This is a genomic window from Nocardioides cynanchi (genome assembly GCF_008761635.1).
Lineage (GTDB): Bacteria > Actinomycetota > Actinomycetes > Propionibacteriales > Nocardioidaceae > Nocardioides > Nocardioides cynanchi.
In genome coordinates, this window is the sequence record NZ_CP044344.1 from 2,286,465 (window position 1) to 2,308,770 (window position 22,306).

The window sequence follows — 22,306 nt, forward strand, 5'->3', positions numbered from 1 at the left end:
CGTCGGGTGCATCCCGGTTTCACGCCCCGCGGGCCGAGCTGGCGAGGGCCGGGGCCGAGGGGGCGGGGTCAGCGGGCGTTCTCGCGCAGCGAGGAGGTGCGCGCGCCGCGTACGGTCAGGTTGGCGAACGCCGTCGCCACCACGAGCAGGACGACCAGCACGGCACCGCTGAGCGTGACCGCCTTGGTCAGGTCGAACGACGGGAGCACCCGCGGCGTCATGGTGGAGTCGGCGAAGCCGAGGGTCACGGTCCGGACCACGACGTACTGCGCCACGGCACCGGCCGCCACCCCGGCCAGCGCGGCGGCACCGAGCACGACGAGGAACTCCTCGACGACCCCGAGCATCACCGCGCGCCGGCCTACGCCCACGACCCGCAGGGAGGCCGCATCCCGGCGCCGCGCGGGGAGCTGGACCGCGAGGTTCGCACCGAGGCCGGCCAGGGCGAGCAGGATCACCAGCACGGTGACCACGACGTAGAGTCGCAGCGCCAGGGCGAACGCGTCCTGGTCGAGCAGGTGCTTGGCCGCCACCTCGGTGTCGGCGTGGCCGAGGCCGTGCGCGGCGAGCTGGTCGAGCACCGACCGCGGGGTGTCCGCGCGTGCCCAGATGAAGTTGGTGGCCAAACTGTTGAACTGCGACGCGCTGCGCGCGAACATCGTGTAGTCGATCATCATCCCGGACGGCCCCCGGAACGGCAGCGACTCGGCCGTGCCGACCGACTGCACCCGGAACAGGCCGGAGGCCCCGGTCGGGATCTCCGGCACCGGGGTGGCGAGGCGGCCCCAGAGCACCGGCACGTTCACAGGGACGCCGGCCGGGCTGATGCCGGCGTACGACGACGAGGAGCGGGCGCGGACGCGGACGGTGAGCTGCCGGTTGCTCAGCTGCGGCTGGCCCACCACCGCCGTGTGCGTGCCCACCTGGGACGGGGTCGTGTGCCAGGGCCGGTCGAGGGTGCGCGGGACCGGCGAGCCGTCGACGTCGAACTGCGAGATGGTGGCGTGTCCGTGCATCGCCTCGACCAGGGCGGCCGGGCCACCGATGCTGATCGTCTCGAGCTGGCAGCCCTTCACACACGTCGGCAGCCGGGCCGACGAGGTCGACGTGCCCGGAGCGAAGGGCCCGATGTCGACCAGCCGGGGGACGCCGTTGTCGTCGATCAGGTTCAGCTCGAACCCGAGGTCGTGGAACTCGCCGCGTACGTGGTTGTCGACGGTCATGGTCAGGCGCGAGCCACGCAGCACCACCGACGGGCGCGGGCCGAGTGCGCGGGCGACGTCGGCTGCCGACATCCCCGGCGTCCACTGCGAGGGCCAGGACGCGACCCGGGCCAGCCGGGTGGTGTCGACGACGATCCGCGGCAGCGGCAACGAGGAGGCCTCGTCGGCATGGGGGAAGTCGACCCCGGCCGCCATCAGCCAGCGGCCGTCCGGGTCGAGCTCGTGGGTCAGCCCGACCGCCCGGGCCAGCGGCAGCGAGGTCGGGTAGGACAGGGGGGCGCCCACCTCGGTCGCGGCGGCACTGGCCCGCCAGGTCGAGGCGGCCATCGAGACGCCGACGGCGAACACGGCCACGGTCAGGGCCGCGGTCACCGGCAGGATCACCAGGGTGCCCTCGCGCCTGCGGCGCACCGTGCGGGACGCGACGAACGACGACAGGGCGCGACGGCGGGCCGACCAGCGGACCCAGAGACCGGCCAGGCCCAGCACCACCAGCCCACTCAGCAGGCCGGCCGCGACCGCGAGCAGCATCGGCAGCGCCAGGTCGGTGGCGTCAGGGGCCCGGGGCTTGCTCCGGCTGGCCGCGGTCACCAGGGCCGCGACCGCGGCCGCGAGCAGGGCGAGCCGGACGATGACCAGGAAGCGACTGGCCTTGGCCGGGCGCCGGACTCCGGCGATCTGGGCGCTGAGCGGCTCGTTCACGGCGTCGCGTACGACGACCGCGGCCACGACCGCGGTGACCAGGACCACCCCGAGCACGGCCAGACCGCCGGCCAGCACGAACGGCACGGGCAGCCCCGGGACCAGCCAGCGGTGAGCGAGGACCCGCGACCCGAGATAGCCGAGCCCGACCCCCAGCGGGGTGGCGGCGGCCAGGATCAGCAAGGGCTCGAGCATGCCGAGGAACCACAGCTGCCGACGGCGGTAGCCGCGCAACGACGCCAGGGCGAGCTCGCCGCGGCGCAGCACCATGGCGGCGGACAGGAGGCGCGAGAGGAGCACGAGGGCGACCAGGATCAGCGAGAGCACCGCCGGCGCGACGGTCGAGCGCGCGACGCCGCGGCGGTTGAGCAGCTGGCGAGCCGTGGCCGGGAGCTCGTTGCCCGACTCGAGGCTCATCCCGGTCAGCAGGCCGTTGTGCGCCGCCGCCTGGGTCAGCGCCCGGACCCGGGCACTGGCCAGCATCACGTCCGTCGGGGACAGGTGCCCGTCGATCACCAGCTGCTGGTCGACGGTCACGTGCCAGGGCTCGTGCCGCAGCTCGATGCCGGCCTGGGCGGTGAACCAGGGGGCCAGCCGCGCCGGCGCGGGCCGTTGACCCTGGGCCGCCGGGATCGTCTCGAGCCGGCCCGAGCCGAACCAGAAGACGTCGTCCTGGGGACGCGGCCGGTAGATGCCGACCACCGTGAAGGGTGCGGGCTCGTGGTAGGGGTTGAACCTGCTGCCGAGGTGGAGGCCCAGCGTGTGCGCGTCTGCGGCCAGCATCGCGATCTCCCCGGGCACGCTGGGGCAGCGTCCGCTCAGCGCGACGTGGGTGCAGGCCCCCGGGGTCGAGACCAGGGTCGGCTGGGCGCCGGGGGGGATGACTCCGGGCGCGACGAAGACCGCCAGCGGCTGCCAGACGATCGCGTGACCCGGCCGGAACGCCGGGCCCGACTCCTGCTGCGCCTGGTCGACGCCCGTGGCAACGGCGGAGTCGATGGTCTGCCCGTGCGCCGGGCGGTAGTCGTAGGTGAGGCCGGTGTTGATCAGGGGCTGCGCCGCGAGCTGCGAGATGACGAACGAGTTGGCAGCAGTCCCCTGGTAGCTCGGGCCGACGACCGCCGACGCGATCGCGATCGTGGTCAGCAGCAGCGACCCCAGGCTGAGCACCCAGCGGGACCGCAGCCCGCGCAGGCTCGTGGCGACCAGCCAGCCCAGGCCCCTCATCGGTCCGCGCTCCGCAGGGCGGACGGCCGGGCAGCACGGCCGAACCTGGTGAAGACCACCGAGCACCCCAGGACGACCACCGCGGCCACGCCGGCGACGCTCGGGACGAGCACCTCGGGCCGCAGGGAGAGGTCGACCGGCGGCGCCTCGGCCCAACCGCCGACCAGCCGCATCGGGCGCAGCAGGACCTGCGTCGTGGCCACCGCGGCGAGCGTGGAGCCGACCAGGACGACCAGGCCGAGCACCGACGCCTCGACGCGGTAGGCACCCCGGACGGCGCGTGGCCCGACGCCCGCCACCCGAAGGCCGGCCACCTCGGCTCGACGCCGCGACAGCTGGCCGGCGAGCCACGCCCCCAGATGGGTCAGCGCCACCAGCGCGACTCCCAGGGACACCAGCAGCGCGAGGGTGTCGCCGCGGGCCTGCGGGGTGTCGGACAGGACGCCCAGCGCCCGGTCGTACGACGTGGGGGCACCACCGCCGTCGGCGTGCAGGGTCGCGAGCACCGCCCCGGGGGTGTCGGCCCGCGCGACCACGAACGCGCGGCCGGCCGCGACCGTGCCGACCGCGCCGCGCAGCACCCGTGACAGGTCGAGCAGGGAGCCGTAGCGACCGAGCAGCGGGATCGCGCCGACGGTCCCGAGCACGGTCACCTCCGGCGAGGTGCCGTCGAGCCCGGGCATCGTGCGACGCAGCCGGATGCCACCGGTGGTCAGGGCCCGCTGGACGGCCGGGACCCCGGTCATGGCCGCCACCAGCGTCGCGGTGCGGCCCCCTGGGTAAGCCGTCGGGCCGGCCAGCAGCGTCGTGGTCCCGACCGTCACCTGCTCCACCCGGGCCGCGTCACCGCGCGCGGTGACGTTCAGCAGCGAGCAGCCGACGCGGCAGTCGGGCAGCCGCCCGGAGGCCGAGCCGTCGTGGGTGACGGTGAGCCGGACCGACTTCGGGTAACCGGCGTCGCTGGTGTACTCCACCTTGAGCACGAGCCCCTGCCCGCGGGCCAGCCCGGACACCCGCGCCCCGACCGCGGCACCCCGGAGGATCACCGGGTCGGCCTGCCCGGCGAGGTCGGGGACGTGGTCGGCCACCGCGGCTGCGCTGGTGCCGCCGAAGTAGTCGCCGACCACCGCCGGCCAGCGCTGCGCGTCCACGAACACCCGTCGCGACACCGGCGAGAGGTCGTCGACGGCCACCTCGGCCATCAGCCAGCGGCCGTCGGGGTCGGCGTCGTGCGACGCCGAGTAGGCCCGGAGACCGCCGGCGGTGAAGGGGACCGCGGTCGGGCCGCCGGCCCGCAGGTGCGCCGAGTCGAGGCGCCAGGATGACGCCGCGCTGCTGCCGGTCAGGGTGACGGCCAGCAGCACGGCGGCCGCCACCATGATCCTCAGGACGGAGCCGGGATCGGGGTCGCGCCGCAGCCGACGGCTCGTCAGCGAGAGACCCAGCCGCCGGCCGGCGCGGGGGGTCAGCGTGACCAGCCAGGTCACCACCTGGCCGGCGGCGAGCGCGACCAGGGCGGGCGCGATCACCGGCACCCAGCTGTGGCTGCCGGTCCGGGCCTCGTAGACGGCGAGTACGGCGGCGGCCACCACCAGGATCTCGAGGAACCTGGCGAGCAGCGGGTCGCCCCGGCGCCGGGGCTGTACCGAGATCGCGTCGGTCAGCGGCCGTCGCAGTGACCCCGCGGCGACGAGCACGACGGTCAGCCAGGCACCCAGGAGCAGGGCCACCGCGACCACCACCTCCCGCGTGCCCAGGGAGTACGACGTGTGCCAGGAGTCGGCGATCCGGCCGGCCAGCAGGACGCCGGCCGCCGAGCCGACACCGATGCCGACCAGGCAGATCGCAAGCAGCGGTGACGCTGCGAAGGCGACCAACCGGACGCCGGTCATCCCCCGAAGCCGCGCCAGCGCGACGTCGTGGGCGCGCGCTGCCGTGGACCGGGCCGTCTGCTCGGCGAGCGCCACCGCGCCGTACAGCGCCAGCATCGCCGCGACCGCGCCGGGGGTGTGGCCGACTCGGGCCGCCCCGGTCACCCCGACCGCGCCGGCACCGACGACGAGGGCGAGCGCCAGGGTGGCGCAGGACGTGAGCAGGTGGGCCCGGATGCTGCGGAGGAGCACGCCGGCCTACAGAGCGCCGTCGGGCGCGACCAGGCGACCCTCGTCGAGCACGAGCTGCCGGTCCGCCGCCTCGACCACCGCGGGGTCGTGGGTGGCCACGACCACGATCGCCCCGCGCGCGGCCTCGGCGCGGAGGTGGTCCATCACGTGCTCCCGGTTGCCCTCGTCCAGCTCGCTGGTGGGCTCGTCGGCCAGCAGGATCTGCGGGGACACCGCGAAGGCCCGGGCGCAGGCCACCCGCTGCATCTGGCCGCCCGACAGCTCCTCGACCTGGCGGTCGCCGAGGTCGCCGATGTGGAAGCGGGCCAGCTCGAGATCGGCCCGCTCGTCGGCCTCCCGGGGCCGCTCGCCTCGCGCCCGGAGCGCGATCGCGACGTTCTCCCGGGCGCTCAGGATCGGCACCAGGCCGTAGACCTGGAGGACGAACGCGACCTCGTGCCGCGGGTCGCCGTCGCCCTGCCACATGTGCGCGCCGGCGTACGACGCGAAGCCGGTGGTGGGCTTGAGGATCCCCCCGGCGATCGACAGCAGCGTGGTCTTGCCCGAGCCCGACGGACCCGAGAGGGAGGTGACCTCGCCGGGACGGAACGCCAGGCTCATCCGCTCCACCACCCAGCGACCGGCGATGTTGAGCGACACGTCCTCGAGCACGAGCTCGCCGAGGGCGGGCTCCCCGCTGCCGACCGCCGCCGGACGCGCGGTCTGGCTCACGGGACGTCCACCTCGCCCTCGGCCGGCCGGCTGAGCAGCAGCTTGTCGTGCTGCTCGGGCTCGATCCGGACCAGCGTGCCCTGGGGCCAGTCGCGGGCGATGTGGGCGGGGAGGTGCACCACGCCCTCGGCCCCCACCACGACGTACTCCGCGCCGGCCCGCCCCTCCATGCCGACCCGCCCGCCGCGCATGGTGACTGTGCGGGGGAAGGTGGCGGCCACCTCGGGCTGGTGGGTGACCACCAGGATCGTGGTGCCGAAGTCGTTGCCCAGCCCGTGGATCAGCTCGAGCATGTGGTCGCGGTCCTCGTGGCTGAGCTGGCTGGTGGGCTCGTCGGCCAGCAGCAGCTGCGGGGCGCTGGTGACGCTGCAGGCGAGCGCGAGGCGCTGCCGTTCACCCCCCGACATCCCCGACACGACGTGGTCGCCGATGGCCTCGAGGCCGACCCGGCGCAGGAGCTCGCCGTCACCGAGCGTGCGGTCGGGGTCGTTGCTGGCGGCCCGGCTGAAGCGGAGGTTCTGACGGGCGGTGGCGTAGTGCAGCAGGTTGCGGGTCGCGCCCTGGAGCATGGTGCTGACCCGGGAGGCCCGGACCCGGGTGAGCTGACGCTCGCTCATCCGCGAGATCTCCTCGTCACCGAGGAAGATCCGGCCCGCGCTCGGGCGCTGGATGCCGCCGAAGAGGGTGAGCAGCGTCGACTTGCCCGAGCCGCTCGGGCCCAGGAACGCGACCCGCTCACCGGCCTCCACGCTGAGGTCGACACCCTGGAGGGCCACGACGTCGTGGCCCTCGAAGGTCTTGTAGAGGTGGACCAGGCCCTGGCAGCGCACGGAGAGCCCGCCGGTCCGCTCGGCGACGGCTTCCACGGCTTCCACGGCTCCCCCTCCTCGGCACGCGCCCGCCGCGCCCCGATCATCACCGCCGGTGACCGGTTCCCGAGGTCGGCCTCCGGCAGTCAAGCCGTCGGTCGGTGTCGGGGCAAGCGTCGCGTCGTACTCGTGACCAAATCGATGTCCACGTCGAGATCCACGCCCTGGTCACCTACACAGACACCCCGAGACGCCGTTCGGTTGCGCCTCGACCCGAAATCCCGCCGATCGAACGTGGTCGAAGTAGAGCCTCTCCACCTCGTCCAGACTGACCGATGCATGCGGCCAGGTGGCAATCTCGACCAACCTGCACGCGAGGATGTAGTAGCCGTCATCCCAGGTCCGCCGTTTGCCGCGGATGGTCATGCCCCTCCCATCGGGAAGGGCGCCGAGCTTGTCCATCGTCTTGGCAATCTGCTTGATGGCCGTCCGCGCCACCGCCTCACAGCAAGTCTCGGGCTGCGCCGCCTTGGCGACCGCCCTGGTGCCCGTTCTGAGACCGGACTTGGACTGCTTGTGCTCATAGCGTCGCCGCAGCTGCTCGACCAGCCAGTCCGGAGGTTGCGCCATGGGAGAGTCGTCGACGACCTCGTACAAGGCCCCACTGCGTGCATGGATGCTGCCGGGAGCCACGACGTAGGAGCCCTCGCCCTTCACATCAAGCCCGGGCCCGAGCAGGTGGGTGCCGCTGGCGACGTCGAAGTCGGGGAGCCGGAAGTAGTAGTGGCGTCCTCCGCCTCCCGAACGGACCGTGTACGTCGCCGGGAGGTCGCCGTGACGTGCGAGGAGCCGCTGGAGGGACTCGTCGCCGCCGTTTCGGGGGTCCACGTCCAGGACGAAACAGCTGCTCTGCTTGCCGGTGCGGACGCCGAGGTTCCCGCCACGCGCCGCGTGGTCGCGGATCTCCTTAGCGGGATAACGCTCGTGCGCGAAGAGCCCTGTCCTCCCAAACCCCTTGTCCATAGGGGTGTTGCGGCGGTTGAGCCGGAGATAGGAGAACGCAGGGTCCACGCACACCTTCGCACGCGGAGAGCGGCGAGTCATCGCTGCCTGTGTCCGCGGCTCGTCCGACACGAGATGGTCGTAGATTGTCGGCCGCGAGGTGTTGGTCGTCGTGGACTTCACACCGCCACCCCCAGCTGGGTGGCGGCGGTCCCGGCGTCGGCGCCGCTCAGGGTGACCCGGTAGTCATCGGGGTACAGAAGCTGGTCGAGCGCCCCGGCTGTCACCATTAGCCGACGCTCGGAGATCCGTACCGTCGGGATGCGGCCCTCCTCGGCTGCCTTGTACGCCGCGGCCCTGGACATACCCAGGAACCAGGCGCCCGCCTGTTCGAGGGTGTAGGCGCCTTGGGAGTAGCAACGCGTCCCGTAGCTGGTCGTGATGGCGACGACTGCTCCGTAGGAGTCCCCGGCCGAGGAGAACCCCGGGAGACAGCTCGGGGCGCGGGACTGGTCGTAATCGACCCTGATCGGGTCAGCAGGCTCGACGGCGCGGCTGCAAGAGGCAGTACAGGGCATAGGAAACACCCCAGGGAGATCGTTCCGATCGAGCGCCTCGTGCTCTCGATCACCCAGTGGTAACTGGGGAGCCTCGACTGGCTCAGGACTAGCCGCCCGCTAGCAGGATTCCGCGCGGGTTGCGCGGTTGATCGTCGGACGTCTGGGACGCCACTCCACCGTTCCAGCAGTAGAGCGAGCTACAGGTTCGTGTCGTGAACCGCCTCACTCCGCACAACGGCACGTCATCCCGAACCTATTCCCGGCGCCCTCAAGGAACTTCGCGATGGTGAAACCACAGCTGCGCGAGCCCTTGGGCGGGCCGCACCCCATCGCCGACGCCGCATGTGCGAGGCCAGAACCTGCGCCCGTGCAACCCCCGGCGAGACAGCGGTCGAACCGCCCAGAATGATTCGGGCAGGCGCTCGGCGGGAACTAGCGTCCATGTCACGCGACGTGGACGCCTCCAACTGTCGGTGGTCGCTCGTAGTCTCGAGGCATGGCCCAATGCACAGCTCCTCGCGAAGGCCACTGCACGTCAAGCGGTGCCGCCAACTGCCCCGCGTGTCGGGGACGGTCGTCATACCGGTCCTACTACTCGCCTCCGTCCCACTACTCGTCGGCCACCCCGACCCCCAGGAGTGGCGGTTCCTCCAGCGGAGGCGGTGGCGGCCGATCCGCGCGCCCTCGATGGTCGCCGGTAGCCTCGCCCGTTACCTATACCGCGGAAGAAGTTGCGGCGCTGGACCGCTATCGCAATAAGGTCGAGGCGGTAGGACCGCGAGCCGAGTCGTACGACCTGTTTCTCTGTCACGCGTGGGACGACCGGCGCGAGACGGCTACCGATCTGCACAACCTCCTCGAAGCCGAGGACGTATCGGTTTGGTTCAGCGAGAAGGACATCATCCTCGGTCAGCCGTTCATGCGAGAGATCGACAAGGGCTTGGCTAAGACGCGCATCGGGCTCGTCCTTATCACTCCCGCATTCCTCCGGCGGATCGAGAGCGGCGGGGTGTCCGAGAAGGAGCTATCAGAGCTGCTGTCTCGCGACCTGCTGATTCCAGTCGCGCACGGCGTTACGTACGACGAGATTCGCTCGGTCAGCCCACTCCTTGGCTCACGCAACGGGTTGAGCACGGCAGAGGACTCCATGAAAGACATCGCCAAGAAGATCGCCGAACTGGTCACCGTTTAGGCAGCTCGGATAGCCGTCCGGTTGGCCATGGGGCGCCAGCCGGATGCACGAATCTCGGCGGATCCAGACACGGCGACGCGTCAAGAACGCGTGGGATACAACGCCTAGTCGTCCCCACCAAAGCCGAGCTCGTCCTCGTGCGCCAAATAGCCGCAGAGGTTCTTCGCCCGGGTCAGCGCCACGTAGACCACGCAATCCTCTTCCTGCGCGTTCGTCAGTCCGGTGGCGAGTGCCGTCTCATGTGCAGCGGTGAGGGCTACGCCCACCCGAGGCCATTCACAACCCTTGGCCTGGTGGACGGTGAGCCCAGGAATGAGGTCAACGCGAGTGAGCCTGCGCCGCAAGCGCTCGACCTCTTGTGCTCGCTGCTCCTCAGCGCTCGCTCTGAGTTTGCTCGGACGCGACTTCGGGCTCACCGCCTCTGCCGTGTCCCGCACCCGCTCAAGTGCATCGACGGCAGACAGGCCGGCGACGAGTTCCGTGAGGATGGGACGGAAGTGCTCGAGCATGATCTGCTCGATCCCTTCTTCCGGCAGACCGAGGTGGACCAGCGCGGACTGCCTGCCGAAGGACTTCCGACCCAGCTTCGTGCGGGTCACCTCGTCGAGGAGCAGATTCAGTGCCGCGTCGATGCGGTTGCCCACGGTTCGGAACGCGAGCGGAAGCACGTTGTCGCCGACCGTCCACAACGTTGTCCAGTTCCTGCCGAGCGCGACGTCGGTCGCTGTGCTGGCAACTGGCGGCAGCGCAACGCCCTCCCCCGCTCGCAGAGCTCGCGCGAGTTCGATGGTCTGCTCGGTGGCGAAGCGAAAAGACTGGGGCTGTTCGTATGGTGTGAATGGGTAGTTGTCGAGGAGGTACTTCCCGACCTTCTCCGGGGTTGCGCCACGCCAGTCGTAGAGCGCCTGCCACGGGTCGCCGACCAAGGTGAGGGTCGCGGTAGTGGTGTCTGCGACGCACATGCAGATGAAGATGTCGAGCTCGTCGGCGTCGTAGATCTCGTCGACCACCACGTGTCGGTAGTTGGCGGCGAGCCAGGCGACGACCGCGTCGCGGGAGCCGGGCACGTTCTTGAGCACCGTCCGGAGGGCACGGCGTACGTCGTCGTGGCTTGAGGTCCCGCCTCCGAGCACGGCCAGGTGGGGACCTTTCTTGCCGAATCCGAACTTCGGCTTGGAGATCCGCTCAGAGAGGCTCGTGATGACGCCGTCTGGGCCGCAGCCGGCGTACCTCCTGTAGCTACCGGTAATGAGCCACCTATAGTCGCTGTCGATCCCCCTGAAGTCGTCGATGACGTCGAGGCGCCGGTGGCCTCCCGGCCAAGTGGCGAGCCCAAGATCGAGCAGATGGTGCAGAACCCGTACGTGGAAGTCATCGAAGGTCGTCACGAGATTGGGCAGCTCCGTCGCGTGGTGTCCCCACCGAGCGGTGATGCGAGATCGCAGCTCGCCCACGGCTGAGCGAGTGAAGCTGAGGCCGAGAACTCCGCGGCGACCGTCGGGGTCTCGGTGATGCAGGTACCCGAACCGCGCCGCGGCCACGGTCGTCTTGCCAGACCCAGGTCCCGAGATGATGTTGACCAGCGTCGCCTCCGAGGCTGCCGCGAGAACTTGCTCGCTAGTGAGCCGAACTGCCATCAGTCCTCGCCGCCACCGGCGTCCCGGCGGCCGATCGCGGGATGGTCGGCTGCTTCGCCGTCCACGATCGGCTCGGCGACCGGCGCCGCTGGGTCCACCGGAGGCGTCTCAGGCACCGGGGCGTGGCCTTCCCACAGCCAGTCGAACAGCTCGCGCAGCTGGTCCGGAACTTCGAGGTTGGCTTGGTTCTCGTCAGCCAAGGCGGCCAGCTCGAAGGCAAACTCGCCCTTGAACTTCCGGTTCGATTTCTTAGCGAAGAACGCGTCGACGTTCTCCAGCGTGGGGGTCTCGCCGAGGTCCTTGCCGATGCGTTTCATGGCCTCGGTCACGAGGGTCTCGTTGCCGGCGACCAGGGTTGGTTCCAAGGTGGGCTTGGACCAGAACCACTCCACATGGTCAGAGGTGTCGAACTTCTGCTGCCATGCGGGCGGTGTTGGCCCGGGCATCGGGTCGCCGGGGTTCTCGGGCCGGTTGTCGGTGTCAGACAGGACCGCCACCTGTGCAGCGAGCTCGAACCCGGGCTCAGCCAGCAGATGAACAGGCCACTCGCCGATCCGGTTCCCGATCGGCACGATCGCCAGGGCGTCGATGAACGCCAGTCTTGCGCGGTCTCCGGCGGCCCATGCCCGCCCGAACGCCCGAAGCAGCGCGGCTTCAGTGATGCCCTCCACCAGCACCAGCCGCTCCGCGAACAGCGCCCCTGACCGGCTCGCGTCCATGTGCAACTCCGCCATCCGGCGAACTTTCTTGCCGAGGTCCACGTCCCAAGGGATGTTCGCCATGAGTCGAGCGACAACGCCGTCGGTCGCGTCGCGTCGCACGACCACCATCTCGTTCGGCCTGGCAGCAGCGATGATGTCGCCGGCGTGGGTCGACACGATGACCTGCAAATCCGGACGTTCGGCTACGGTCGATCGCAAGTACCGGGTGAGGCCGTGCTGAAGTTGCGGATGCAGATGCGCTTCCGGCTCCTCGATGAGAACCGTGGCGTGGAACAGCGAAGGGTAGAAGGAGTCCTGTTCCTCAGCAGCCGCCGCCTCGGCCTCGTCCAGTCGAGCCTGCGCCTCCTCCGGGCTGTCCGGAACGTCGTCGGGCTGCGGAACCTGGCCAGGCGGACCTTGCCCGGCCCCCGGTGTCACAGGTGCCACGGGTACGGGTGTTGAAGGGGCCGGTGCAAGAGCAGGGTCTGGTACCCCAGCGAGCGTGACCGCGATGTGAAGCAGATTCACGTAGCCCAGGCTTGATGCTTCCAGGCGTCGAGCGTCGGTCATGCTGGCAGTGGTTGCGAGCAGTAGCTCGAGTACGCGCGCGAGGTACTGGTCGTCGACACGTTGGGTCCCGATGAACGCGTGGTGCTCCTGCACGCCGGCGGTCAGGGTCCTGAGATTGTCCGCAATGCGCCCCTGAACCTCCTTGACCAGGTTCAGCGCGGTCAAGTTGCCCAGCAGGTCCTGAGCCTTGGCCCGGACGCCCTGCAGGGATCCGGCCGAGGGGTTGCGCTTCTGCTCGGCGCGGAGCAGTTCCACGAGGACGTTCGCTTCGCGCCGAGACAGTTCATCCACCGGATTCCGCAGCGCCGGCAAGTACACCAACCTGGTCAGCTCGTGACCGTCGACCAACGAGTCGATCTCCGTCGCGCGGACCCGGCCTAGGGAGCGCTCAAGGGTGCGTGTCCACGCAGGGGCACCGCCGCCGATCGACGTCAGGAAGGTGCCCAGAGCCCCCTCGTGAGCCGGGTCGGTCTCCAGCTGGTACTCGATCGAGACCCTCCGGGGGGCCGGACCGAGTACCGCAGCATCGGGTGGTTGCAGACGCGGGAACCGTTCGCGATGTGCCCAGTAGATCGCATCGTTGACGGTCGTCTTGCCCGCGCCATTCGCCCCGACCAAGAGGCCGAATCGCCCCGGGAATTCCACGGTCAGCGGAGCCCTTGCGGCGGCCCGGAACCCGTCGACAGTGACCCTCCGCAGGTGCACGGCAGCCTCGATTCTGATTGAGAACGTCGTTCGGGCGTAGTGCGGCACCTCGCCGCGCCGGCCCCCATGCAGGCTCCCACGATGAGCGCTGGCGCAACGCGAAACCCGCCGACGGCAAAGGACAGCGCCTCGGGGCGCTCAGTCGCAGCAACCCTTCTGGAGTCGACATACATATCACGCGCCTACCCGCCGGGATGCTTGCCCATTTCTCCGCGCGTGGGCCGAAAGGCGCCACCGCCTCCAGAGTGCGGTGGCTGCTAGTCGCTTTGCCACTCTCGCCCTTCGGCCCACACGTGCTCGAACTCATCGCGAAAGTGGTGAAACCAGTGACCATCATGAGTCGTTAGAGCGAAGATCGGTCCCGGCTCGGTCCGAGGGCGGAGCTGATACATCTGGACCATCACGAAAGCGCCCGGTTGGTCTGCGTCGATTACATTGAGACCCACGCGTGGAAGTACCGAGGTGACTCGGACCTCTGCCCTCTTCCCAGGACCAATCGTTCGCATTTCCATTAACGCCTGTCGTATGAGTTCGGCGGCACGCTGTGGCGTCGTGGTGTTCTGTCGGCTCGCGGCCACCATCGACATCAACACTTCATCGTCGGGATCCGGCAGGAGGAGGCGCACCGAGCCGCCGTTCGCGAGGATTCTCTCCAGATCGACGCGCATCGTTGGAAGCGTCCTCTGCATCGTCATCCCCGCGAAGCAATAAGAGTGCCCCGCGCGCGCTCGAGCGTAGTAGTAGGAGTCGGGAAAGGAAGCTTCAAACAGGTCCGTCCGGCTGCGCCGCCAAGAAGAGATCAACGCACGCGTTTCCTCGCGGCCCCGAAGTTGGGAGATGGCCAGAATTGCGAGGAGGGCGAGTACAACCGAACTGAGCGTCTGCACACTGGTGACGCCGGTCGCGCCCAAGACAGTGAACACGGCCGCAGCGGCCATCAGTAGCCATAGGTCGATTGTCTTGCCGCTTCGTATGTCGGCTGCACACCAACGGAGCAGGCGTCGAAGCGGACCGGGTCCAGAGCTCATGTTCCCGCCTCCATGCTGAGTTTGTACTGCAACTCATCTAGAACTGCGTCCCGCTCATCCCGACTCAGCACTCGACGGACGTGCTCAGCTGCTGGAAGCAGCTTATCTGAGTAGATCAGGGCCTCGTCGAGGCGTGGAGGCGACACGATCAGCAACGTTGCGACGTATGCTTCCGAGACAATGAGTGTTTCGTGAACCTCCCCAGCTTGGACTGCGTGGAACTCACCAGCCTCGGCATTGACTACACGCTCAGGCCGTAGGTGTCCAACAGCGTAATCTGTCAGCGTGTTTCGGTCCCGGGCGTAGTCGATACGAGCGACCTGGAACTCGCGGGCACCGTCTGCGTCATTAGGGGCGACCTCGTACATGCGTTCCGTGTAGCGACCTACCAACACTCTCGAGTACAGGTCCCAGACGTGCGTATGCAGGTGGGCGGTTGCACCTCGCATCTGACGTGGTCCAGTCGGCCAGATGTGTAGGCGCAACATTCCGGGCCCGCGTACTCCCAGTTCGAACACCAGGAATCCATTGGGATGCCAGGCCGCGTCATGCGCGCCAGCCAAATTGAGCAGAGAGCCATGGCCATCAGCGACGAGTTCAGCGAGGGTTTGCTCAGTCTTTCGGCAGAAGACTTCAAACGCGTCCTTCATGCTCGCTCCCATCTTCTATGCGGAGATCGGAGCATGTCACCTCTACCGACATTCCGCAGCCGCGGAGGCCCTGTGTGCGTCTTTCCGCCGTCATCGGTTGTCGTTGCTGCGAATCCCGAGCAAGGCAATGGGTGCCAAACTCGCCTGACGTCAGTGCTGAGCATCTAGGACCGACCGTGAGGGCTGACCGTTATCGCAAACCACCCTATGCAGCTGTTGGGCAGCACTATCGAGCGGAATGCGTTCCTGCTCGATGCGGCGATGACGGGTCCAGCCGGGGGAGATGAGGCGCTGGTAGAGCGCGAGCTCGTTGGCGGTCAGATGGGGCGTGGGGCGCGGGTTGCGTGGCGCGAGCGGCCGGCCGCGCGGGTCGTGGTTGGTGCCGAACCGTTCCCAGGTGTCGTAGTCGGCAGTGCCCATGAGCAGCGAGGTTGCCGCGACGCCGGCGGCGCGAAATCCGTCGAGGATCTCCAGGCCGTCAGCGTCCATGTCGCCCCAATAGAACAGCGCCGGGGCGTTGACGAGCCAGTCGAAGGCTGCGGCGGTGTTCCCGCCGCGGCCCATCCCTTCGATCGAGACGCCACCGGACACCGGCGGAAAGTGGATGGCGGTGTCCTTGTTCTCGGAGATGACCACGATCTTGGGCTGGTACGGCAGGGTGACCGCATCGCCGACGGTCGCGCTGTCGTGGATGCGGCCGCCGCGCGCTCGGTAGTCCGGGTCGAGGTAGGTGAAGTGGATTCGAGCCTGGTGGGGTGGGAGGAGTCCGAGGTCGTCGATCCCGGCGAGTTCACGCACGAGTGCGTGGCGGGTGTTGAGCCACTTGGCGTGCAGTCCCTCGATGGGTACTTGCCGTGGCGTGAGCCGAGGCCGGCCTTCGGCGGGGCCGCGAGACGCGAACCAGTCCGCCGCCCGGCACAGCAGGCCGAAGTCGAGCGGGCTGTACGAGTCGACGCTCGAGACCACGCGGCTCGGTTCGGTCAGGTGCGGGTACCGCTCAGTGAGGACCGCTAGCCGGTCGCGTCCGCGTGCGAGGCGTTCGGGCCACGGCGGTCCGCACAGTCGCGCCGCCGAGTCGAGGTCTGGGACCTCGAGGTGAGTCGGGAACTGTTGCGGCGTGCCGAGCACGACGCGGCTGCGGTAACGCAGGGTCGCGTCATGCGTGGCCGCCCAGTCGCGCCAGCCGGCGACGTCGCGCACGGCCGCGGGAAAGTCGGAGCCGAGGTCGCGTGAGCTGGGCTGGCCCACGGGGAACGCATGCGGCCACGCTGCCTCATCGGCTCCCCCATCGGAGCCGTCGATGCCGCCTGTGCCGGCCAGTGCGGCAGCCCAGGTTCGGTCCAGTCGGCGGCGTACGTCGGCGAGGATCCGGTCGGGTGTCTTCACCGCACGGTCTCCGGGCGGGGCTGTCGGCCGTTCACTCGATGCTCACTGGGTGCTCATCATGGGGTCGCGGAGCCGGTGCACAAACGAGTAGCCGGTCTCGGTGTTCTTGGTGATGGCGAGGACTTCGTCCATGTGCGGTTCGAGGGCGGTGACCTTGTCCAGGGGCGCTCCGACGATGAGCTGGAACCCGAGGCCCTTCCACGCCTGGACGGCGCGGCCGGCGAACTCGGCGTCGGACTTCACGAACCCCTCGTCGAGAAAGACCGGCGCGAACCTGGGGCGGGCGCGCTCTTCGTCGCCTAGGCGGAACCGGAGGGCGGCGCCGACGATGAACGCGACGAGCTCCTGGCTCTCACCGCCGGACTTGCCTCCGAGCGCGGAGTGCGTGGACAGGGTCTGTCCGTCGCTGCCGTAACGCTCGGCAGTTATCTCGACATGGCGGCGTACGTCGAGGAGCCGGTCGCGGTCGGCGAGCTCGGGGTTGTACCGCGGGTCTTCGCGGCGTCGGATGCGGCTCATGAACTGCTGAAGCTGCTTGAACCGGGTCTCGAGCTCCTTCTCGGGCAGCTCGCGGGTCGCCTCGGAGGACAGCCTGCGCAGCTGTCGGGTGAAGTCCTGGACGTCCTCGCGGATGAGGGTGCGCAGGTGGATGCGCAACCGGTTCCTGTTCGCGCCGAATGGCAGCCCGGCCAGGATGTCGTTGATCGGGTGGAGCCGCTCCTCGATCTCCTGGACCGCTGACCGCATCGCCCCGTACAGCGGGACGAGATCCTGGCCACTCCACTCGGTGAGCCGCTGGCGCCACACGAGACGACGCTCGTGGAGGCCGGTGGACACGATGTGGTCGAGGATCCGCGCGTAGTCGGAGTAGGACTCGACCGTCCGACTGAGGTTGGGGTCCTCCCACTGCAGCTGGTACTGGGCGAAGATCCGCTCGAGCTCGGCGGTGGAGGACTTTACGGTCCGTTCCGCGGTTGCGACGGCGTCGGTCAGGCTCGACTTCAGACGCACGAGGTTGGGCACGAACTCGTCGAGGTTGTCGGGGTCGGCGGGCGCGGCAGCCTTCTTGAACGCTGTGTCGAGGCGTTCCCGCTGGGCGTCGGTGAGCTCGACGGACTCCCGGTCCTCGATGCGGATGACGTCGTTGGTGACCTCGTCCTGTCGGTCGACCAAGGTCTCCTGCTCCCGGGCGAGCTGGTCGCGACGGTCGGTGAGCCGGATGCGGGCCCGGCGTCGTTCCTCGAGGTCACCGTCGAGGGAGTCGATGCGAGCCTGGAGCTCCTGCAGCTTGTCGTCGGCGTCTAGGATGCGCTTGCGGTCCGCTTCGAGCTGCCGGATAGTCTCCGCGGCGCCGTCGACGTCGATCTCGGCGAACGTGTAGTGACCGAGCGCGTCGTAGGCCGTGCGGAGCCGGTCGAGCTGCCGGATCTGTGCGTCTACGGCGCCCTTGGCCTGGTCGAGCTCGGTGAGCTGTCGTTCGATGTCGGCCAGCTCGGCGTCGATGTCGGCGATCGCGTCTTCGTTGCTGAACCCGATGATGTTGGAGACGTCGCTGCGGCCGTGGCTGCCACGCATCCCCTGGCGGGTCTGGCCGGCGAGGGTGACTGCCATCCGGACGCCGGCGAGCTGGTCGCTGGTCTCGACGCAGCGGGCGTTCCGGCCGGGGTCGCTGACGTGGCGGCGGACCCAGGCAGTGAACGGGGTGTCCCTGAAGATAAGCTTGCCGGCGATCTTGGTCGAGTCACCGGTCGTGTCACCGGCGTTCTGGCCGTGGTCGGTCTCGAGGGGGACGCCGACGAACGTGAGCCGTCCGCGGAGGCGGAGCGGGTCGATGGCTGCGGAGAACTGCTCGAACCGGTCCTTGGGGACGAGCATCTGCCGGGCGGAGGCTCCCAGGACCGTCTCGATGGCGACGCGCCACCTGGACTCGTCGGCCGGGATGTCGATGAGCTCGGCGAGGAACGGAAGGTCAGCGGGGTCCATGCCGGCGGCTTCGGCGACCGCGGCCCGCATGTCGTCGAGGTGCTTGGGGACGCGACCGGCGCGGCCTTCGAGGCTGGAGCGTTCGGCGGTGAGGTCGCGCCGGCGTTCCAGAAGCGGGAACTCGCCTCGGACGACCTCGTCTCGTTGCCGTCCGAGATTCTCGCTGCGCTTGGGGTAGGCGCCCTCGAACTCAGCTGCCTTCTGCCGAGCCTGGGCGAAGTCGTCGGCGGTGCCGAACGGCGTGTCGATCGCGGCGGTGGCTCCGACGAGCTGGTGGCGGCGGGCCAGGCGCTGGTCGCGGGCTTCGGTGGCGCGGGCGATGTCGAGGCCGAGGAGCTCGAGGGTCTCCCCGCCACTGTCGCGATGCTGCTTCTTGGTCTGCTCGAGGAGCTCGTGGGTGACGCGTTCGGCGGACTTCGCGGCGTCGAGCTGGTCGCCCGTCTCCTGCCCGGCCTGCTTGTTGGTTTCGGCGGCGAGGCCGAGCAGCCGGTCCTCGGTGTAAAGGGTCCACAGCTTGAGCGGGGTGTCGCCGTCGCAGGTGAGGCCGACGGTGTCGATGGTCTCGAGTTCGTCTTGAGCGGCGACCAGGTTGTCGTGGATCTCGGTGACCGGGCCGAGCAGGTCGGCCTTCTGCTGTTCGGTCTGCATCGCGAGGTAGGAAGCCTCGAGGCTGTCGAAGTGCCGGAGGGCGCTGTCGGCGGTCTCGTAGGTGGCGGGCCGTTCGAGGACCATCTCCTTAAACAGCTCGTCGACGGTCCGGATCTGGTGGCCGGACTGGATACGGACCAGGAGCTTGAGGGCCTTGGCGCCGTCGCCGTTGGCTCCGATGCCGAGCCGGGTATAGAGGTTGTTGGCGAACGAGGCGTAGCTGTCGTGGTTCCGCAGGCCGGGGAACGCGTTGCGCAGCGCCTTGGGGGCGAAGGACTGGCCGAGCAGGGCTTCGAGGTCGGCGAGGTCGATGTCGTCGTCGAGGGTCGCCATCCGCATGAGGATGTCGCTGGTGCGGGTCGCCCGGGCGGGGACGTAGTAAGCGCGGAGGGCGGTGAAGTGCTGGCCGTGGTCGTTGACGAACGTCATGCCGACCGCGCCCCAGGAGTCTTGGCCTTGGCCGCGGAGGATGTGGTCGACGGCGCGGCCGTCGTTGTCGGTGACCGTGTCGGTCTTGCCGCGCAGGTAGGACAGGAGGTTGCGCTGGTCGGCGCCGCGTGCTCGTCCGGTGACGGCGTCGTTGGAGGCGCCGTTGAATGGGGTGTCGGCCGGCATCATCAGCGCGATGTAGGCATCGAGGAGGGTGCTCTTCCCGGTGCCGGACGCGCCGCTGATGAGCGTTGCTCCGGGGTGGAACCGGAACCTGACCCGGCCTTCGAAGCCGCCCCAGTTGACGAGCTGGAAGGTCTCGGCGCGCCACTGGACTGTCCGCTCGCCGGTCTCGCGCAGGTCACGCTGCTGCAAGACCAGCCCGCTGGCGGGTTCGGCGGCGGGTTCAGTGGGGGGCTCGGGGGCAGGCTGGTCGACTTCCTCGTGGCTGAGCGCGGGTGTGGTGACGTCGGAGGTGGTCACGTCAGCTCACCTCCACAGCCGACTCGAGCTGCTCGGCGACGTCGTCGCCCTGCCTGCTGTTGCCCTCGCTGTCGGGTGACTCGGGGTCGGTCCCGTTCTGGTCCATTAGCCACCGCAGGAGGTCTTGGAGGCGCTCGAGCGGGAGCAGGACCTCGATGGCGATGCTCACCTCGAACCGGTCGCCGGTGCTCGGTCCGATCAAGAGGCCGGCCTTGTAGACGGTCTCAATGGCCTTCGCGGCACGCTTGGCGTCGCCGGCGGCGTCGGTGGCGTGCTCGGGCCGGTACTCGGTGATGGCCTCGAGCATCTCCTCGCGGTCGACGAAGACCCGGTCGGCGCCGGATGCCTGTTCGCTGCGGAGCCGGGTGCGGAGGAAGACCAGCAGGATGGTGTCCTCACGTCCCCACGGGGCGTCGTAGAGCAGGGTCGGGTACCGGCCGGACCCTTCGGGGACGACCTGTCGTTTGTAGGCGACCTCGCGGTCGAGGTCGAGGTGGAGGTCGAGGAACAGGTCGTTGAGGCGGGCCCGGATCAGGCGACGGTGTTCCAGCAGGGCCTTCCACTCGCGGGCGTGGGTCTGCGCGCTGATGAACCGATTCTTCAGGAGCACGACCAGCGCCCTGCGGGCCGCGACGTCAAGGGTTCCCTCATCGCCTTCCCACAGGGCCAGGGTCGACTGGTCGAGGTCGTCGAGGTAGGCGTCGTCCCCGCTGCCCATCGACTCGCCCGTCGTCTCGGCCGCGCCGGTGACCTCGTCCGGGTCGGCCGACGAGTCAGCTGGGTCGGCTGGCGAGACCGCCCCGACGGCGTGGAGGTCAAGGTCGGTGTGCTGGTCAGTCATGAGGCTGTCACCTCCGAGTAGTCACGATCGGTCGACGCATCGGTGCCTGCGCCGCCGCCTGCGTCCGGGTCAATCTGCGCGTGCGGCTCGTCCGGGTTGTCGAGGGTGGGATGGAGCTTGGGGAGCACGAAGTCGCGTTCGGTGCCGTCGGGCCGGATGGCGCGGTAGCTCTCGTCAGCATGCGGCTCCTGCTGGAGCTCGGCGTAGTTGGTGGCGAGGTGGAGGAGGCCGAGGATCTCCACGGGCCGGCGCATGTCGGTGTCGAGGGCGTCGAAGATGGCACCGAGAGAGGCGCGTGCATCCGGGTCGGTGAGGGCTGCCATCAAGGAGCCCAGGAGAGCTTCCAGGGTGGGCCCGCCCTGGCGGCGGAGCTCGTCGAGGGACAGCGCTTCGGGGAGCTCGTCGGCCAGCTCCTGGAGCGGAGCCGGGGCGAGCTCGTTGGCGGGGTCGTGGAACCTCTCGCGCAGGTGCTTGACGTCGACGCGGGCCGGCAGCAGCGGCAGGGGGACGTGGGCGCGGGGGCCAGCGGTCTCCATCCACGTGTCGAGCTCGGCTTCGAGCTTGCGGAGGGTGTCGTCGAGCTCGCGGTCGCGGGTGATGTCGTGGGTGACGATGTACTCCCGCAGCGTGGCCGAGACGCGGCTGCGTTGGGCGAGCACGTCGTCGATGCCGCGCCGGATCAGCGCGACGGTGCCGCGGAGCTCACGGCGGTCGTGGTCGAGCAGGATTTCTCCGGCTAGCGGGTGGCTGACGAGGGCGGTCAGGTCTTCGCGGAGCTGCAGCAGAAGCTCTTCGTCGCGGAGCAGGGTGAACGCGCCGGCGAACGCGCGGCCTTCGGGGGTGGCCGTCTGGATCCTGTCGGCACGTTCGAGGTAGTCGTCAATGACCTGGCCGGCGGACCTGCTCTCGGCTCGGAAGGAGGCGAGGATGTCCGAGCGCATCCGGCCGAACGCTTCTTCGACGCGAGCGAACTCGCTGGGGAGGCCGGCGACCAGCCCGAGGAGCTCGGTGTAACCCTCGAGCATGTAGTCGGGCGTCACGGGGGTGAGCTCGGCGCCCTGGGTGATGCGGTCGCGGTCGGCGGTGAGCCGGGCGATCTCGGCGTCCAGGATCTCGACGCGGGCGCGTGGGTCGGGGTTCGCTTCGGCGTTAAATCGGCGGACCGCGGACAAGATCGTGGAGATCCGGTGCTCGCTGAGGCTGGCCCGTTCGCGGGTGAGGCTCTTGACCAGGGCGAGGGCGTCTTGGGCGTGGGACGTTAGCGAGTAGACCTCGGCGCCGGTCTCGTCGGTGCTGCGTACGAGCCAGCGGCCGCGCATCCATCGCAGGCATAGGTCTCGGCCGGCGCCCGATGGGAGCTCGGCAAGTCCGGCGAGCCGGAGCTCGGTCAGATAGGCGTCGACCTGGTCGTGGAGTCGGGCGGCCGGCACGAAGCGGGTGTCGCGGCCGAATGACGACCGGAAGATGGCGATGATGACCGGCGCCTGGCGTTGGTGGAGGAGGGTGAGCGTGGGCTGCTCGAACGCGCCGCGGACGCGCTCAAGCTCCCCCGGAATGTCGCTCATGTCTTCCTTTCCCCGTTCAGCTCGGGGACTGGGTCCGCCGGCGCCCGAGCGCGAAGGCCACTGTTACACGAACCGCCGACAGCCGCGCGCTTTCGCTCTCCCCGGCGACGCGGGCGTGCAACCTCCGGCAG

15 protein-coding genes are annotated in these 22,306 nt (G+C 69.6%); 1 reads left to right on the forward strand and 14 read right to left on the reverse strand.

Annotation, left to right across the window (positions count from 1 at the left end; genetic code table 11):
• Nucleotides 1-68 precede the first annotated feature (68 nt).
• The 6 genes from E3N83_RS11030 to E3N83_RS11055 all read right to left on the reverse strand — a co-directional run bounded on the left by E3N83_RS11030 (nucleotide 69) and on the right by E3N83_RS11055 (nucleotide 8,162).
• On the reverse strand, nucleotides 69-3,152 hold the full coding sequence (locus E3N83_RS11030; RefSeq protein ID WP_151083307.1) for an ABC transporter permease: 3,084 nt from the start codon (nucleotides 3,150-3,152) through the stop codon (nucleotides 69-71).
• Nucleotides 3,149-5,275 carry a hypothetical protein gene (locus tag E3N83_RS11035; protein WP_151083308.1) on the reverse strand — a complete coding sequence of 709 codons (2,127 nt, stop codon included), beginning with the start codon at nucleotides 5,273-5,275 and terminating at the stop codon, nucleotides 3,149-3,151. Before E3N83_RS11035 ends, E3N83_RS11030 begins: the two co-directional genes overlap by 4 nt.
• 6 nt (nucleotides 5,276-5,281) lie before the next feature.
• Entirely contained in the window at nucleotides 5,282-5,986 is a 705-nt protein-coding gene (locus tag E3N83_RS11040; protein WP_151083309.1) for an ABC transporter ATP-binding protein, read from the reverse strand.
• Complete coding sequence (locus E3N83_RS11045; RefSeq protein ID WP_202879202.1) at nucleotides 5,983-6,861, reverse strand: ABC transporter ATP-binding protein; 879 nt, start codon at nucleotides 6,859-6,861, stop codon at nucleotides 5,983-5,985. The genes E3N83_RS11040 and E3N83_RS11045 overlap by 4 nt, the downstream gene beginning before the upstream one ends.
• Nucleotides 6,862-7,023: 162 nt before the next feature.
• Complete coding sequence (locus E3N83_RS11050; RefSeq protein ID WP_151083310.1) at nucleotides 7,024-7,980, reverse strand: bifunctional DNA primase/polymerase; 957 nt, start codon at nucleotides 7,978-7,980, stop codon at nucleotides 7,024-7,026.
• Nucleotides 7,977-8,162 (reverse strand): hypothetical protein, encoded by a 186-nt coding sequence (locus E3N83_RS11055; RefSeq protein WP_151083311.1) that lies wholly within the window; start codon nucleotides 8,160-8,162, stop codon nucleotides 7,977-7,979. The genes E3N83_RS11050 and E3N83_RS11055 overlap by 4 nt, the downstream gene beginning before the upstream one ends.
• Nucleotides 8,163-8,853: 691 nt before the next feature.
• On the opposite strand from E3N83_RS11055, the gene E3N83_RS11060 reads away from it, so the two are divergent.
• Nucleotides 8,854-9,549 (forward strand): toll/interleukin-1 receptor domain-containing protein, encoded by a 696-nt coding sequence (locus E3N83_RS11060; RefSeq protein ID WP_151083312.1) that lies wholly within the window; start codon nucleotides 8,854-8,856, stop codon nucleotides 9,547-9,549.
• Between the two features lie 104 nt (nucleotides 9,550-9,653).
• Here the strand turns inward: E3N83_RS11060 and E3N83_RS11065 are convergent, their stop codons facing one another.
• The 8 genes from E3N83_RS11065 to E3N83_RS11100 form a co-directional block, all read right to left on the reverse strand.
• The gene (locus tag E3N83_RS11065) at nucleotides 9,654-11,186 is read right to left on the reverse strand and encodes a UvrD-helicase domain-containing protein (protein WP_151083313.1); all 1,533 of its coding nucleotides are present in this window, start codon (nucleotides 11,184-11,186) and stop codon (nucleotides 9,654-9,656) included.
• The gene (locus E3N83_RS11070) at nucleotides 11,186-13,210 is read right to left on the reverse strand and encodes an ATP-dependent nuclease (RefSeq protein WP_151083314.1); all 2,025 of its coding nucleotides are present in this window, start codon (nucleotides 13,208-13,210) and stop codon (nucleotides 11,186-11,188) included. Before E3N83_RS11070 ends, E3N83_RS11065 begins: the two co-directional genes overlap by 1 nt.
• Before the next feature lie 209 nt (nucleotides 13,211-13,419).
• On the reverse strand, nucleotides 13,420-14,100 hold the full coding sequence (locus tag E3N83_RS11075; protein WP_151083315.1) for a DUF5919 domain-containing protein: 681 nt from the start codon (nucleotides 14,098-14,100) through the stop codon (nucleotides 13,420-13,422).
• Nucleotides 14,101-14,186: 86 nt separating this feature from the next.
• Nucleotides 14,187-14,558, reverse strand: coding sequence for a hypothetical protein (locus tag E3N83_RS11080; protein ID WP_151083316.1), 372 nt, complete (start codon nucleotides 14,556-14,558; stop codon nucleotides 14,187-14,189).
• A gap of 432 nt (nucleotides 14,559-14,990) precedes the next feature.
• The gene (locus E3N83_RS11085) at nucleotides 14,991-16,226 is read right to left on the reverse strand and encodes a DUF3322 and DUF2220 domain-containing protein (RefSeq protein ID WP_151083317.1); all 1,236 of its coding nucleotides are present in this window, start codon (nucleotides 16,224-16,226) and stop codon (nucleotides 14,991-14,993) included.
• A 42-nt stretch (nucleotides 16,227-16,268) separates the two neighbouring features.
• Complete coding sequence (locus tag E3N83_RS11090) at nucleotides 16,269-19,769, reverse strand: ATP-binding protein (protein ID WP_151083318.1); 3,501 nt, start codon at nucleotides 19,767-19,769, stop codon at nucleotides 16,269-16,271.
• Nucleotide 19,770: 1 nt separating this feature from the next.
• Nucleotides 19,771-20,610 (reverse strand): DUF4194 domain-containing protein, encoded by an 840-nt coding sequence (locus E3N83_RS11095; RefSeq protein WP_202879203.1) that lies wholly within the window; start codon nucleotides 20,608-20,610, stop codon nucleotides 19,771-19,773.
• Complete coding sequence (locus E3N83_RS11100; RefSeq protein WP_151083319.1) at nucleotides 20,607-22,175, reverse strand: DUF3375 domain-containing protein; 1,569 nt, start codon at nucleotides 22,173-22,175, stop codon at nucleotides 20,607-20,609. The genes E3N83_RS11095 and E3N83_RS11100 overlap by 4 nt, the downstream gene beginning before the upstream one ends.
• Nucleotides 22,176-22,306 lie beyond the last annotated feature (131 nt).

Bases quoted from the DNA above. Each gene is read 5' to 3' on its own strand.
- E3N83_RS11075 (WP_151083315.1), bottom strand. From the start codon at position 14,100: ATGGCCGCTGCGGCCGTGTTCACTGTCTTGGGCGCGACCGGCGTCACC.
- E3N83_RS11100 (WP_151083319.1), bottom strand. From the start codon at position 22,175: ATGAGCGACATTCCGGGGGAGCTTGAGCGCGTCCGCGGCGCGTTCGAG.
- E3N83_RS11060 (WP_151083312.1), top strand. From the start codon at position 8,854: ATGGCCCAATGCACAGCTCCTCGCGAAGGCCACTGCACGTCAAGCGGT.
- E3N83_RS11080 (WP_151083316.1), bottom strand. From the start codon at position 14,558: ATGTACGAGGTCGCCCCTAATGACGCAGACGGTGCCCGCGAGTTCCAG.
- E3N83_RS11065 (WP_151083313.1), bottom strand. From the start codon at position 11,186: ATGGCAGTTCGGCTCACTAGCGAGCAAGTTCTCGCGGCAGCCTCGGAG.
- E3N83_RS11055 (WP_151083311.1), bottom strand. From the start codon at position 8,162: ATGTCCAGGGCCGCGGCGTACAAGGCAGCCGAGGAGGGCCGCATCCCG.
- E3N83_RS11095 (WP_202879203.1), bottom strand. From the start codon at position 20,610: ATGACTGACCAGCACACCGACCTTGACCTCCACGCCGTCGGGGCGGTC.
- E3N83_RS11030 (WP_151083307.1), bottom strand. From the start codon at position 3,152: ATGAGGGGCCTGGGCTGGCTGGTCGCCACGAGCCTGCGCGGGCTGCGG.